Annotated in this window: 14 protein-coding genes; 9 read left to right on the forward strand and 5 right to left on the reverse strand. The window is 31.9% G+C overall.

What is annotated here, in order from left to right; genetic code table 11:
• From psb27 to JJ842_02630, 3 genes are all read left to right on the forward strand, one after another.
• Positions 1-438, forward strand: a complete 438-nt coding sequence (psb27, locus tag JJ842_02620) for a photosystem II protein Psb27 (GenBank protein MBO6970809.1) — start codon at positions 1-3, stop codon at positions 436-438.
• A gap of 81 nt (positions 439-519) precedes the next feature.
• Positions 520-1,830, forward strand: a complete 1,311-nt coding sequence (locus JJ842_02625) for an adenylosuccinate synthase (GenBank protein MBO6970810.1) — start codon at positions 520-522, stop codon at positions 1,828-1,830.
• Between the two features lie 14 nt (positions 1,831-1,844).
• Positions 1,845-2,846: an adenosine kinase gene (locus tag JJ842_02630; GenBank protein MBO6970811.1), complete on the forward strand. Its 1,002-nt coding sequence runs from the start codon at positions 1,845-1,847 to the stop codon at positions 2,844-2,846.
• A 6-nt stretch (positions 2,847-2,852) separates the two neighbouring features.
• Here JJ842_02630 and JJ842_02635 read toward each other — a convergent pair whose 3' ends face one another.
• Positions 2,853-3,158, reverse strand: coding sequence for a divalent-cation tolerance protein CutA (locus tag JJ842_02635; GenBank protein ID MBO6970812.1), 306 nt, complete (start codon positions 3,156-3,158; stop codon positions 2,853-2,855).
• Between the two features lie 13 nt (positions 3,159-3,171).
• On the reverse strand, positions 3,172-3,969 hold the full coding sequence (cobK, locus tag JJ842_02640) for a precorrin-6A reductase (protein MBO6970813.1): 798 nt from the start codon (positions 3,967-3,969) through the stop codon (positions 3,172-3,174).
• 28 nt (positions 3,970-3,997) lie between these two features.
• Here cobK and JJ842_02645 point away from each other — a divergent pair, with 28 nt between their 5' ends.
• Positions 3,998-4,423 (forward strand): single-stranded DNA-binding protein, encoded by a 426-nt coding sequence (locus tag JJ842_02645; GenBank protein ID MBO6970814.1) that lies wholly within the window; start codon positions 3,998-4,000, stop codon positions 4,421-4,423.
• A gap of 1 nt (position 4,424) precedes the next feature.
• On the opposite strand, the gene JJ842_02650 is transcribed toward JJ842_02645, so the two are convergent.
• Positions 4,425-4,607, reverse strand: coding sequence for a hypothetical protein (locus JJ842_02650; protein ID MBO6970815.1), 183 nt, complete (start codon positions 4,605-4,607; stop codon positions 4,425-4,427).
• Positions 4,608-4,649: 42 nt separating this feature from the next.
• Here JJ842_02650 and JJ842_02655 point away from each other — a divergent pair, with 42 nt between their 5' ends.
• The 3 genes from JJ842_02655 (at position 4,650) to JJ842_02665 (ending at position 7,209) form a co-directional block, all read left to right on the forward strand.
• Complete coding sequence (locus JJ842_02655; protein ID MBO6970816.1) at positions 4,650-5,180, forward strand: DUF2854 domain-containing protein; 531 nt, start codon at positions 4,650-4,652, stop codon at positions 5,178-5,180.
• A gap of 64 nt (positions 5,181-5,244) precedes the next feature.
• Positions 5,245-6,096: an acetylglutamate kinase gene (argB, locus tag JJ842_02660; GenBank protein MBO6970817.1), complete on the forward strand. Its 852-nt coding sequence runs from the start codon at positions 5,245-5,247 to the stop codon at positions 6,094-6,096.
• A 3-nt stretch (positions 6,097-6,099) separates the two neighbouring features.
• Complete coding sequence (locus JJ842_02665) at positions 6,100-7,209, forward strand: DUF3153 domain-containing protein (GenBank protein ID MBO6970818.1); 1,110 nt, start codon at positions 6,100-6,102, stop codon at positions 7,207-7,209.
• Here the strand turns inward: JJ842_02665 and priA are convergent, their stop codons facing one another.
• Positions 7,210-9,486 carry a primosomal protein N' gene (priA, locus tag JJ842_02670; GenBank protein ID MBO6970819.1) on the reverse strand — a complete coding sequence of 759 codons (2,277 nt, stop codon included), beginning with the start codon at positions 9,484-9,486 and terminating at the stop codon, positions 7,210-7,212.
• Positions 9,487-9,810: 324 nt separating this feature from the next.
• Here priA and rpoD point away from each other — a divergent pair, with 324 nt between their 5' ends.
• Both rpoD and hemC read left to right on the forward strand, forming a co-directional pair.
• A complete protein-coding gene (gene rpoD / locus JJ842_02675) occupies positions 9,811-10,992 on the forward strand; it encodes an RNA polymerase sigma factor RpoD (protein MBO6970820.1) in 1,182 nt (393 codons plus the stop codon).
• Between the two features lie 96 nt (positions 10,993-11,088).
• Positions 11,089-12,039, forward strand: coding sequence for a hydroxymethylbilane synthase (hemC, locus tag JJ842_02680; GenBank protein MBO6970821.1), 951 nt, complete (start codon positions 11,089-11,091; stop codon positions 12,037-12,039).
• A gap of 6 nt (positions 12,040-12,045) precedes the next feature.
• Here hemC and JJ842_02685 read toward each other — a convergent pair whose 3' ends face one another.
• Entirely contained in the window at positions 12,046-12,633 is a 588-nt protein-coding gene (locus JJ842_02685; protein MBO6970822.1) for an inorganic diphosphatase, read from the reverse strand.
• Positions 12,634-12,643 lie beyond the last annotated feature (10 nt).

Below are 12,643 nucleotides of genomic sequence, written 5' to 3' on the forward strand. Positions count from 1 at the left end.
ATGTTACTGAAACATACATATGAGTTTATTTTCAAGAATCTTACCAAGGCTATATCTTTTTCTCTATCAATAATTGTTGTTTTTACATTATTTAATTCCCCGTCCTTAGCGGTAAAAACCTCAATGACAGGCGACTATGCAAAAGATACGATTTCAGTTGTTAAAACACTACAAACAGCCGTTGATACTCCAAAAGATTCTCCAAATAAAGATGAAGTAAGAAATGAAGCTCTTATCCTCATAACTGACTACATTTCTAGGTATAGAAATAGAGGGATGGTGAACAAAACTCAATCATTTACTACTATGCAAACAGCATTAAATGCTATGGCTGGCCATTACAAAAACTTTGCAACTAGACCATTACCAGATAAACTTAAAGAGCGTCTAACAAAAGAATTTTCTCTCGCTGAAAAAATGGTCCTCAGAGAAAGTTAATACAATTCATTTACTTTTTAAAAGTAAACCAATATTTTTGAATATATTAAATATTCGCACAAAAATAATGTTCTTCTAAAATTGGCTAATGTTGTTGTAATCGGAGCCCAATGGGGTGACGAAGGAAAAGGTAAAATAACAGATTTACTTAGTCGTTCGGCAGATGTTGTCGTGCGCTACCAAGGGGGGGTAAATGCGGGTCATACTATAGTAGTTGATGATAAAGTCTTGAAATTACATCTAATTCCTTCAGGAATACTTTATAAAAATACTACTTGTCTAATTGGATCAGGAACAGTTGTAGATCCAAAAATCTTGCTGAAAGAAATTGATATGTTGATTGATAATGGAATTGATATCTCTGGATTAAAAATCTCATCAACATCACATGTAACAATGCCCTACCACCGAATTTTAGATGAAGCTATGGAAGCTGATAGAGGTTCAAACAAAATAGGGACAACAGGGCGTGGGATCGGCCCAACTTACGCAGATAAGTCGCAAAGAAATGGTATTAGAGTAAGAGATTTACTTAATAGGGAACGACTAAGTGATGTAATCGAAATTCCATTAAGAGAAAAAAACGGTCTTTTAGAAAAAATCTATGGTATCGAACCACTTAAATCAGAAGACATTGTTGAAGAATATCTTGACTATGGGAAAAGATTATCAAAGCATGTTGTTGACTGTACAAGAACTATCCATGCAGCTTCTAAGGACAAGAAGAACATTCTATTCGAAGGCGCTCAAGGTACTTTATTGGACTTAGATCATGGGACTTATCCTTTTGTTACCTCTTCTAACCCAATCTCAGGAGGGGCATGTATTGGAGCTGGAGTTGGCCCCACGCTAATTGATAGAGTTATTGGAGTCGCAAAAGCTTACACTACAAGAGTCGGTGAGGGCCCCTTCCCAACAGAACTAAAAGGTAGTATTAACGATCAACTTTGCGACAGGGGGAGTGAATTTGGAACAACTACTGGGAGGAGGAGGAGATGTGGATGGTTTGATGGAGTTATTGGTAAATATGCTGTATCTGTAAATGGTCTTGATTGTTTAGCTGTTACAAAACTAGATGTATTAGATGAATTAGATGAGATTAAAGTTTGTATTGGATACGACCTTGATGGAGAGGAAATAGACTACTTTCCAACCAATTCAGATGACTTAAAAAAATGCAAACCAATATTCAAGAAATTAAAAGGTTGGCAATGTTCAACTGCAAATTGTAGGAAACTATCTGATCTCCCTGAAAATGCTATGAATTATCTCAGATTTTTAGCAGAATTAATGGAGGTACCAATTGCTATTGTGTCATTGGGAGCAAATAGAGATCAAACTATAGTAATTGAAGACCCCATTCATGGACCTAAAAGAGCACTTCTAAGGTGATTTAATTACAAATAATGAGGGAATCGTTCAGACATTTTGAACATAAAAAAGTTGATCTCATTGGTCTCGGGAACGCAATAGTAGATATTATTGTAAATATTGAAGATAAGTTTCTTGAGATAAATAATCTGGATAAAGGATCAATGAATCTAATTAATTCTGATGAATCTCAGAGATTGTTAGAAAATTGCAAAGTTATAAAACAAATTTCAGGTGGTTCCTCAGCAAATACTGTCGTTTCTTTAGCAGAATTAGGCAATCATGTACAGTTCATAGGAAGAGTGAAAAATGATCAATTTGGTAATTTCTTTTCTGACGATATAAAAAAAAGTAAAACTATATTTAATACTCCACCAACTATTGCAGGTGCTCCAACAGCTCATTCAATCATTTTTGTTACACCTGATGCACAAAGAACTATGTGCACTTACCTAGGAGCATCTGTAGAGTTTGAGCCGAAAGACATTGACTTTACTGTAATTAAGGAAAGTAAATACTTATATTTAGAAGGATATTTATGGGACAGCGAATTAGCTAAAAAAGCTTTTATTAAGGCAGCCCAAATTGCAAAACAATCTAATACAAAAATAATCCTTTCTTTGTCTGATTCATTTTGTGTAGATAGGCATCGTGAGAGTTTCTTGGAATTAATTTATGAATATGTAGATATCGTTTTTTGTAATGAATCCGAGGTATTAAGTCTATTTAAAAATGATAAATTAGAAAACTGCCAAGAAGACCTATCTACCTTATGTGAATTAGTCATAGTAACTCTGGGAAGAAATGGTTCTCTCATAGTTAATACAAACAATGTTGAAATAATTGAGTCAATAACGAAAGGCAAGATTATTGATACTACAGGAGCGGGAGATATCTACGCGGGAGGATTTATCCATGGATTAATAAACAATTGTTCCCTCAAAAAATGCGGAGAGATAGCATCAATTTGTGCGGGGCAAATAATTACGCAATTAGGATCTAGATCAGATATTGATCTTAAAAAGTTAATAAAATAGATTTAATCAAATAGTCTTATTCAACCAATCATAATATTTCATCTCAGCATTGTATTTTTTGTAAATAATTTGAGGGACATTATATGTGGAATTTTTATTTACGAAATCAATTAAACAATCTTTAAATTCTAGTTTACTTTTTATTATGATTTCAAACTCTTTAGTTTCTTCAATATCATCATTCCACTTATAAATTGAAAAAATTTGCTTTATCGAAACACAAGCTGCAAGTTTATTTTGTATTAATAATTTAGCCATTAGCAAAGCATTTGCGTTACTTGATTCAGTTGTGATCATAACTAATACTTCCATAATGAATTAAACATCAATATTTTTTAATTATGTGATTTATCAAATCTTGATATTGATCAAAAGAGTAAGAATAATCATTTTTAAGTTTCGGCCTTTTAACCAAAAATAACTTCATTTTACTTCCAGAAACTATACTCTCCCAGTTTTTCTGAGAATAACTTCCAGATTCTCTACATAAAACATAATCTATCTCCCAAAAATCACAAAGTTTTTTTTCTAAAATGCTTTTATTATTTTTACTCGGTTCAAGTATTGCTATGTTTGAATTTTGAATACATGATCCAAAAGCTTTAGTTATACTCTCATAAGTTGGAAGTACCCTGGTAAATACATTTGCTCTACAATTCATATAATGATTAGCTGTATCGTTAAGGAATCTTGATCCTATTGCAAGAAGAATATTCTTATTCTCAATATCAACGTTATTTATATCCTTTAGATCCTCAATGTAAAAAAAATTATTAGTATTATTTATGATAGATTTCCTCTCAAATAGTAAAAGAGGTGTATTAATCTCTTTACATGCATTATTAAGATTTTTAGAAATTATTACCGCAAACGGATGAGTAGCATCTACAACGCATGTGATTTTATTTTTATTTATGAAATTAATTATTTGATCTTTATTATTTAATTTCCCCGTAATGATATGTAACTTTGGATTCTCAATATAAGCTTGCCCTGCTTTATAAGTTAAAACACTTGCAAAGACTGAATAATTTAGTTCAAGAAGCCTATTAGCTATTACAGGTCCATCCGAAGTTCCTGATAGGATCCAAACATTTTTATAGCAATTTCCTTGATTCTGCATCAGTATGTCTTTAATTAAATAGTAAGAAATGAATCATTGTTTAATTCAGGCGGTCATTAATAGCGCTCCCAAGATGAGGTATACAAAAGAAAACCAAACTCCAATTGCAGAAATGATTGTTAATTTTAAAGGATTACGTAGTGAAGATCCAACCAGAGATCTCAAGATCATAGGATGGGGGAATATTGCCCAAGAAATGGTAGATGAACTAAAGGAGGGGCAAAATATTGTTATTGAGGGACGTCTAAAGATGAATTCTGTCACTAGAAAAGACGGAACGAAAGAAAAGCAACCAGAACTAACAGCTTCAAAAATTCATCAAATATCGCCTTTTGATGTTATTAAATCTGATCAAAAAGAAAATAATGAGTCATTTGAAAAAAAAGAAAGTCCCAAAAATTCAAGTTGGGATAGTTCACCTTTAGTGCCTGAGGTTGACGAAATACCTTTTTAAATCAAATATCAACATTATTTTCTTGAACACTTATAATTAACTTGCTTATTTTTCTTTCAAGTGCAGCAAGTTCGCTTCTAATTTCTGGCCATTTACCCTTATCAAGATTTTCTAATAGCCATGCTCTATCTTGATCAAGTTTAAAAATTAAATCTCCTTGATTTGCAGTATTAGGATCTTGCATAATACTTGTTAGACAATTTAAAACTCATTCTACTAAATCAAAATGAAGAAATACCTATCGCCTGGAAACTTAATCGTAACCGCTGGGGGTATATTAGCTTTTGTAGGAATGACTGCTTATTTTACAGACTCAGTAAATTTAAGTGTACCTACTTTTTTTTATGGAGTACCTATTTTTTTAATTGGATTAGGTTTAAAGACTTCCGAAATACCTCCTGTAGAATTGTTTGACAAGACAAATTTTGCGACAAATAAATTTAATAGACCAAAAGAATTAACAGCACTAGTTAAAGATGTCACAAGATGGAGATATGGGATAAAAGCTCATCTTGAATCTTCATTAGAATCTCTAAATTTGTGGGACGAGGATAATCCCCCTCAACTAAAAGAAATCGAAGAAATTACAAAGGAAGAAAAAAATGGTCTAAGAATGCGTTTCGTATTAAACGCTGTCCCTCTAGAAAAATGGATTGAAAAACAAGAAAGATTAAACAGGTTTTTCGTTAAAGGTCTTGAATCAGAATTTATTATCGACGATAATAAAAAAGAATTTGATTTTATTCTCTTTTATTGAATATAGGGATATATTTGTAAAAACCTAATTTTTCAATTCAATCAAGTTTTAATGAATTTTAATAATGAATGATTCTCAAAGAGTATCAATATTAAGCGAAGCACTCCCATATATACAAAGTTTCTCAGGTAGAAAAATTGTTATCAAGTATGGTGGCTCTGTTATGGAAAATGATAATTTAAAAAATGCTTTTTTTAGAGACATAGCACTTTTATCAACCGTTGGGGTTTGTCCGATAGTAATTCATGGAGGTGGACCCGAGATTAATAATTGGTTAAAGAAATTAGAAATATCTCCTAAATTCGAAAATGGATTAAGAGTTACTGATCAAAAAACAATGGAAATTGTCGAGATGGTTCTAATGGGTAGAGTTAACAAACAAATTGTAAAAGGCATTAATAAAACTGGATCTTTAGCTGTAGGAATATCAGGTCTTGATGGCAACTTAATTCAATCTAGAGAACTAGGAGATGGCAGCCATGGGTTGGTGGGAGAGGTTACAAAAATCAATCCAGAGATATTAGATCCTCTTATTTCTAAAGGATATATCCCCATTATTTCTAGTATTGGATCAACCATAGAAGGTATTTCCCATAATATTAATGCAGATTTTGTTGCTGGAGAAATTGCTGCTTCAATAAATGCAGAAAAACTTATTCTTCTTACTGATACTCAAGGTATTTTAAAAGAAAAAGATAACAAAAATAGTCTTATTGAAAAAACGAATCTCAAAGAGGCAAGAGATTTTATTGATAAAAAAATTGTGACTGAAGGTATGATTCCAAAGACAGAATGCTGCATAAGAGCTTTAGCACAAGGAGTCAAAGCAGCTCACATAATCGATGGGAGAATAGAACATTCATTACTTCTTGAGATTTTTACAAATTCTGGAATAGGCACAATGATAGTCGCCTAACCTATGAAAACTTATGAGCAAGTTTTAGAGACAGTAGAACTTGCTTTAGCTAAAGGTGAGTATCATTATTGTATTGAATTTCTTTTGCCCAAAATTGAATCATTTCCTTTATCAAGCAAAGAGGGGGTAAATTTAAGAACAATTTTAATTACTGCTCTTTGTGGAGTTAATAAAAAGGAAGAGGCTAAAAGATTTTGTAAAGAACTTCTAAAATCTTACGATAATAAGACGAGAGAAAATGCAAAATATTTGATGGAAGTTATAGATTCTCCTGACATTAAAAAGCCAGAAAATTGGAACGTACAGTTTGAAAGCGAACCATCATTAAATAAAAAATCTCTTAACTCACTTCGCAAAAAAAAAGAAGTTTTGCAGAAAAAGAAATTTATTAATGTTACCGAGACTCCGACTGGTGAAACAAAACCGTTTCAGAAAGGCTTTTCACTTATCATTTTTTTAATTTTATTATTATTAATTCCACTCCTAAGTGGCTGCGTTAAAGTTGAGGATACACTTGATCTTGGTGAACTTGATTCAATAACCAATAATTTAGTTATAGAAAGCAAATACATAAAGAAATTTCCTTGGCAATTAAAATTTGAAGAGAAGATCAAAGATATTTTTCCTAATGCAGAAATTGAACAAGACGAATCAACCTTTTCTTTGAAACATAAAAATCTCAATCTTGAAGATACAAAGCATGTTCTTAAAATCACCCAAAATACCGCTGGAGAGTTAGCGGGAGGATCAACAAATATAGAAATTAATACTACTCAAAAAAACTTCATTTTTTTTAAAAAATACTTTTACAGGTTAGATTTGGATCTAAGTTCAATTCAAGGTGTAGATAATTTAGAACTCATTTTCAAAATTATTCATCCTAATAAAGCTAATGTTACTGGTAAAAATAATTCAAATTTAGAAATTACAAAAAATCAAATCATTTGGAATTTAAATCAAGGACAACTAAATAGTCTTGAATTTTCTTTCTGGAGTCTCAACAAACTTTTGATTGGAATATCTATTATTTTAATATTTATAATTATGGCTTATTTATTAAGATTCTATAGATTTCAATTAGGTACAGATTTACCTCAACTTCCATCAAAGTAATTACAACTCTGCTGGATTAACATCAATTGTTAAAAAAACATTTCTTGGAATAAGTTTCCATAATATTGATCTATCAGGTAAAGGTATCTTTGTTCCTTCAGGACCATGTATTAATATCTGCCATCTAAATTTCTTGCCGACTTTAGCAATTAAACTAGGAGCAGGGCCAATTAGTTTCCAGTTCTTTTTCTCACAAAAATTGAGAAGATATTTTGCTAATTTCATTGCAACTGATTCAGTTAATGCATAATTTTCACCTGATAATTTAAGAAGGCAAATCCTGCAAAATGGAAATAAATGTGCATCTTTTCTCAATCTTGAGTTTTCAATTAAGAATCTTTCATAATCTCTTTTCTGAAGATACGAAATTACCGGGTGGTTAGGTTTATATGTTTGAAAAATTACTTTTCCTTTTTTTTGAGCCCTTCCTGCCCTGCCAGCTAATTGTAAAAACAATTGTAAAGATTTTTCTTCTGCCGAAATATCTGGGCGATGAAGTAACCCATCTGCTGCAATAACTACTGAAAGAGTAATATTGGGGATGTCAATCCCTTTTGCCAACATTTGTGTTCCCACAAGAATATCAGCTTCTCCTCTAGAAAACTTTGAAAGAATATCTCTATGACCATCCTTTCCTGAGGTTGCATCTCGATCAAAGCGAAGTACTCTTAATTCGGGAAATTCTTCATTTAAAAACTCTATTACCCTTTGTGTCCCTATTCCAAAAGGTTTAAAGGCAGTTGAATGACAATCTGGGCAAAGATTGATCAACCTCGATTTATGATCACACCAATGACAACTTAACCATTTTTTGCCTTGTGAACCCAGATGTACTGATAAAGGAACGTCACAGTTGGGGCAATTTACTAAATATCCGCAATTTCTACAACTTAAAAAACCACTATGCCCCCTTCTAGGGATCAAAATTATTGCTTGCTCATTTTTTAAACGTAGTTGAGGAAGCGATTGTAATAATTCATTGGAAAAAATTTTCACATTTCCCTTCTTGAACTCATCGCGCATATCAATAATTCTTATTTCAGGAATCTCTTTACTGGATATCCTTTGAATCATTCTTACCAATTTAAATTTGTTTTCAAAAATACACTTTTTCCAAGTCTTCATTGATGGGGTTGCACTCCCAAAAATTAACTTTGCAGAATTCCTTTTTACTATTTCAAGTGCAATCTCTCTCGCGTCATAACAAGGCATAGGACTATCTTGTTTATATGAAACATCATGTTCTTCATCGATTATTATTAATCCTAGATTTTTAATTGGAAGAAAAACTGCTGACCTTGTTCCTATTACAATTAAAGGTTCATTAGCATTAATAATTTTTTTCCAAAGTACAGTTCTATGAGTGGAAGAACAGTTACTATGATATTCGTAAACAATGTTATTAAATCGCCGTATAAACCTATCAATCAGTTGAGGGATTAGTCCAATTTCTGGGGTGAGTATCAAACAACTTTTTTTCTTAAGAACTTGATCTTCAGCCATTCTCATATAAACTTCTGTTTTCCCTGAACCTGTTTCGCCCCATAGAAGTAGCGCATCTCCTGGTTTCATTATTTGAAATTCTTGAAATGCAATATTTTGTTCATTTGTAGGATTTGGTTTTTTCGTGGCAATTTGATCATTTAAAAAGGAATTTAATTTAGTATTTATATTTCTTTTTCTTTTAGATTTAAGGAGGTAATTTTTACTGACCATTGAGTTAATAAGAGTGTGATTAAAACCAGACTTTATTAATTCACTTTGCCAATTACCTTTTTCAGGCAAAGTATTTATTAAAAAAAATTCTTTTTTGGTTAATCCATTTTTCTTAATATCAAATTCTTTTTTAGTTTCAATCCATATTTGATCCTTTAAACCTTGAGAAATATGCTTATATTTACCAATCCAACCTGGAGGAAATGCTGTTTTAAACATTTTTAAATTACTAACCATATAAAAAGAGGCTAGGGACTCTATCCATTCTCTCCAAGAGTCATCAATTATTTTTTTCTGCAGAATACTTTCAACAAACAAATATCTTATATTTTTTCCTCCAGTAATATTTGATTCATCTTCATTCATTTTCGAAAAATTTTTTTTGGATATGACCAACCCATTCAATAATCTTCCTCTTAGTCTCACACTTACAATATCCCCAACTTCTGCTCCAAGATTATTTCCATCTAAATAATAAAAGCTTTCATTACTACTTCCAATATCAAGCAAAATTTCCAATTTATAGGAGATATTTAATGACTGATTACTTGCCGGCTTCAAAACTTTTTCTTAGTATTGGATTGTTGAACATTCCACAAAGTGTTTTTTGCACATTGTAAGTATCCTGCTCTTAAGGGAGACATGAAGCTTTGATCATTGACTGAAAATTCAAAAAATGATCTGCCTGTCTGAGAAATCCCAAGACTTTTTACTTTAGGTAATCTATAGCACTATTTAAATTTTTCAACAGTTTAAAAGAACTTTTTTATTCAAATAACTCAAAAAGGTCTTTTACAAATTAACGGGGAAATTTACTACTAAATGTACAAATTAGCCCTAAATAAAATTTAATCTAGTTAAATTCACCGTAGAAAGGAGTCAATCATGTGTCCAGTAGCAGCAGAATCAAAGAATTCCAAATCCAGCTCAACAAAAAAGATCAATAAAAAAATTAATGCAAACTTAGGAACAGTAGTTGAAGAAGATATTAATAAAAATGGTCAAAGTTTGGGGACATCTTCTGAGTTAAACGAAAGCAGTATGCAAAATACTAATGAATTTAGTGATTCTGAAGAAGAAGATAAAGGACTTGGGAATATAAAACTTGGCCCAAAAGGTATCTACACTGAAGATTCAATAAGAGTTTATCTCCAAGAAATTGGAAGAATTAGACTTTTAAGACCAGATGAAGAAATAGAACTTGCGAGAAAAATTGCTGATTTACTTCAATTAGAAGAACTAGCAACTCAATATGAATCAGAAAAAGGTCATTTCCCATCTGTTAGAGAATGGGCTGAGTTAATAGATATGCCTCTTTCCAAATTTAGAAGAAGACTTCTTTTAGGTAGGAGAGCTAAAGAAAAAATGGTTCAATCAAATTTAAGATTAGTTGTTTCCATCGCTAAAAAATATATGAATAGAGGTTTATCATTTCAAGACTTAATCCAGGAAGGAAGTTTGGGTCTAATTAGGGCAGCAGAAAAATTTGACCATGAAAAAGGTTACAAGTTCTCTACATATGCAACTTGGTGGATTCGTCAAGCTATTACAAGAGCAATTGCGGATCAAAGCAGAACTATTAGATTGCCAGTTCACTTATACGAGACAATATCAAGAATCAAAAAAACTACAAAAGTTCTTAGCCAAGAATTTGGCAGGAAACCTAGCGAAGAAGAAATTGCTGAGAGTATGGAAATGACAATTGAAAAATTAAGATTTATAGCTAAAAGTGCGCAGCTTCCAATTTCTTTAGAAACTCCAATAGGAAAAGAAGAAGACTCAAGACTTGGAGACTTCATAGAGGCTGACATCGAAAACCCAGAGCAAGATGTTTCTAAAACATTATTGAGAGAAGACTTAGAAGGAGTTTTAGCAACTTTAAGTCCAAGAGAAAGAGATGTGCTTAGGTTGAGATATGGGATTGATGACGGAAGGATGAAAACTCTTGAAGAAATAGGACAGATTTTTGATGTAACAAGAGAGAGAATCAGACAAATAGAAGCAAAAGCTCTTAGAAAGCTTAGACATCCAAATCGAAATGGGGTTTTAAAAGAATATATAAAATAATAATAGTTAAATATAATTTTCAGCTTTGAAAAGTTGCAAAAGAATAGCTTAAAATAAATTCGACTTAATTTTAATCCAAACTCAAAATAATATTTAATGACTAATTTTAAACTGAGAATAGCAAGTAGAAGAAGTAAACTAGCAATGGTTCAAACTTTATGGGTTAAAGATCAACTAGAAAAAAATATTCCCAATTTAGAGGTATCTGTTGAAGCCATGGCAACTCAAGGAGACAAAATTCTTGATGTAGCCTTAGCAAAAATAGGTGACAAAGGCTTATTTACAAAAGAACTTGAGGCACAAATGCTAGTAGGCCAAGCAGATATAGCAGTACACTCTCTTAAAGATTTACCAACAAATTTACCTAGTGGCCTTAAATTAGGATGCATAACAAAAAGAGAAGACCCTGCTGATGCTTTAGTAGTAAACAAAAAAAATGATTGCTTCAAATTAGAAACTTTACCAGCAGGTTCAATTGTGGGTACAAGCTCTCTTAGAAGACTTGCTCAATTAAGAAATAAGTATCCACATCTTGAATTTAAAGATATCAGGGGAAATGTGATTACAAGAATAGAAAAATTAGATGCCGGTGAATTTGATTGCATAATTCTCGCTGCAGCTGGTTTAAAAAGATTGGGCTTTGAATCAAGAATTCACCAGATTATTCCAAATGAAATTTCCCTTCATGCTGTTGGTCAAGGGGCACTGGGTATTGAATGTAAATCTAATGATAAAAAAGTTTTAGAGATTATAAATGTCTTAGAAGACCAACCCACTAGTCAAAGATGTCTAGCAGAGAGGGCTTTTTTAAGAGAGCTTGAAGGGGGATGCCAAGTTCCAATAGGTGTCAATAGTAAAATTCAAAATGAACAACTTTGCCTTACAGGCATGGTTGCATCTCTCGATGGAGAAAGGCTTATTAAAGATCAGTATATTGGCAATATTAATAATCCTGATGAAGTAGGCAAAGAACTTGCTAAAAAACTAAAGCTCCAAGGTGCTGGCGAAATACTAAGCGAAATATTTGAACAATTTAGAGAAAAATAAAATTAGTTAATTTACTAATTTAGGATCAATTTCTTTTTTATATCTATCTTCACAATCTTTAATTACTTCAATAGCTTCCTCTATCCCAAAAAAACCATTTACTGTACATGTTCCTGGTTTTTTTAGATCTTTGTAATGTTCCCAATAATACTTAGTTTCTTTTAGCCAATGCTCTCCAAGATCTTTAAAACTTGAGATATGATCCATTCTTTTATCATCTGCCAGAACTGCTATTACCTTATCATCCACCTCTCCACCATCATCAAATTTCATCACCCCAATAATCCTAGCCTCGACAATTGATCCGGGTATTAACGGCTCAGTTACTCCAACAATTTCTATATCAAGCGGGTCTCCATCTTCATCCCATGTCCTTGGTATACATCCATAAGCGAATGGATAAGCAAGTGAAGAATAACCCACCCTATCAAGTTTAAGATGACCCGTTTCTGTAATTAATTCATATTTATTTATTGTATTAGAATTCAATTCAACAATAGTATTAACTATTGAATTTGAGCTATCAGTGAAAGCATTTAGTATATGCAATAAATTAGGTGTAACCCTGCTTGGAGGTTGATTAAGATTTGCCATCAAAAAATTA

It is taken from the genome of Prochlorococcus marinus CUG1433 (assembly GCA_017644425.1).
Lineage (GTDB): Bacteria > Cyanobacteriota > Cyanobacteriia > PCC-6307 > Cyanobiaceae > Prochlorococcus_A > Prochlorococcus_A marinus_U.

What these genes read in the sequence shown, in the direction of transcription:
- JJ842_02635 (MBO6970812.1), bottom strand. Translation starts at nt 3,158, where the DNA reads ATGGAAGTATTAGTTATGATCACAACTGAATCAAGTAACGCAAATGCT.
- psb27 (MBO6970809.1), top strand. Translation starts at nt 1, where the DNA reads ATGTTACTGAAACATACATATGAGTTTATTTTCAAGAATCTTACCAAG.
- JJ842_02645 (MBO6970814.1), top strand. Translation starts at nt 3,998, where the DNA reads ATGAATCATTGTTTAATTCAGGCGGTCATTAATAGCGCTCCCAAGATG.
- argB (MBO6970817.1), top strand. Translation starts at nt 5,245, where the DNA reads ATGAATGATTCTCAAAGAGTATCAATATTAAGCGAAGCACTCCCATAT.
- rpoD (MBO6970820.1), top strand. Translation starts at nt 9,811, where the DNA reads ATGTGTCCAGTAGCAGCAGAATCAAAGAATTCCAAATCCAGCTCAACA.
- JJ842_02665 (MBO6970818.1), top strand. Translation starts at nt 6,100, where the DNA reads ATGAAAACTTATGAGCAAGTTTTAGAGACAGTAGAACTTGCTTTAGCT.
- cobK (MBO6970813.1), bottom strand. Translation starts at nt 3,969, where the DNA reads ATGCAGAATCAAGGAAATTGCTATAAAAATGTTTGGATCCTATCAGGA.
- JJ842_02630 (MBO6970811.1), top strand. Translation starts at nt 1,845, where the DNA reads ATGAGGGAATCGTTCAGACATTTTGAACATAAAAAAGTTGATCTCATT.
- hemC (MBO6970821.1), top strand. Translation starts at nt 11,089, where the DNA reads ATGACTAATTTTAAACTGAGAATAGCAAGTAGAAGAAGTAAACTAGCA.
- JJ842_02685 (MBO6970822.1), bottom strand. Translation starts at nt 12,633, where the DNA reads ATGGCAAATCTTAATCAACCTCCAAGCAGGGTTACACCTAATTTATTG.
- JJ842_02655 (MBO6970816.1), top strand. Translation starts at nt 4,650, where the DNA reads ATGAAGAAATACCTATCGCCTGGAAACTTAATCGTAACCGCTGGGGGT.
- JJ842_02650 (MBO6970815.1), bottom strand. Translation starts at nt 4,607, where the DNA reads ATGCAAGATCCTAATACTGCAAATCAAGGAGATTTAATTTTTAAACTT.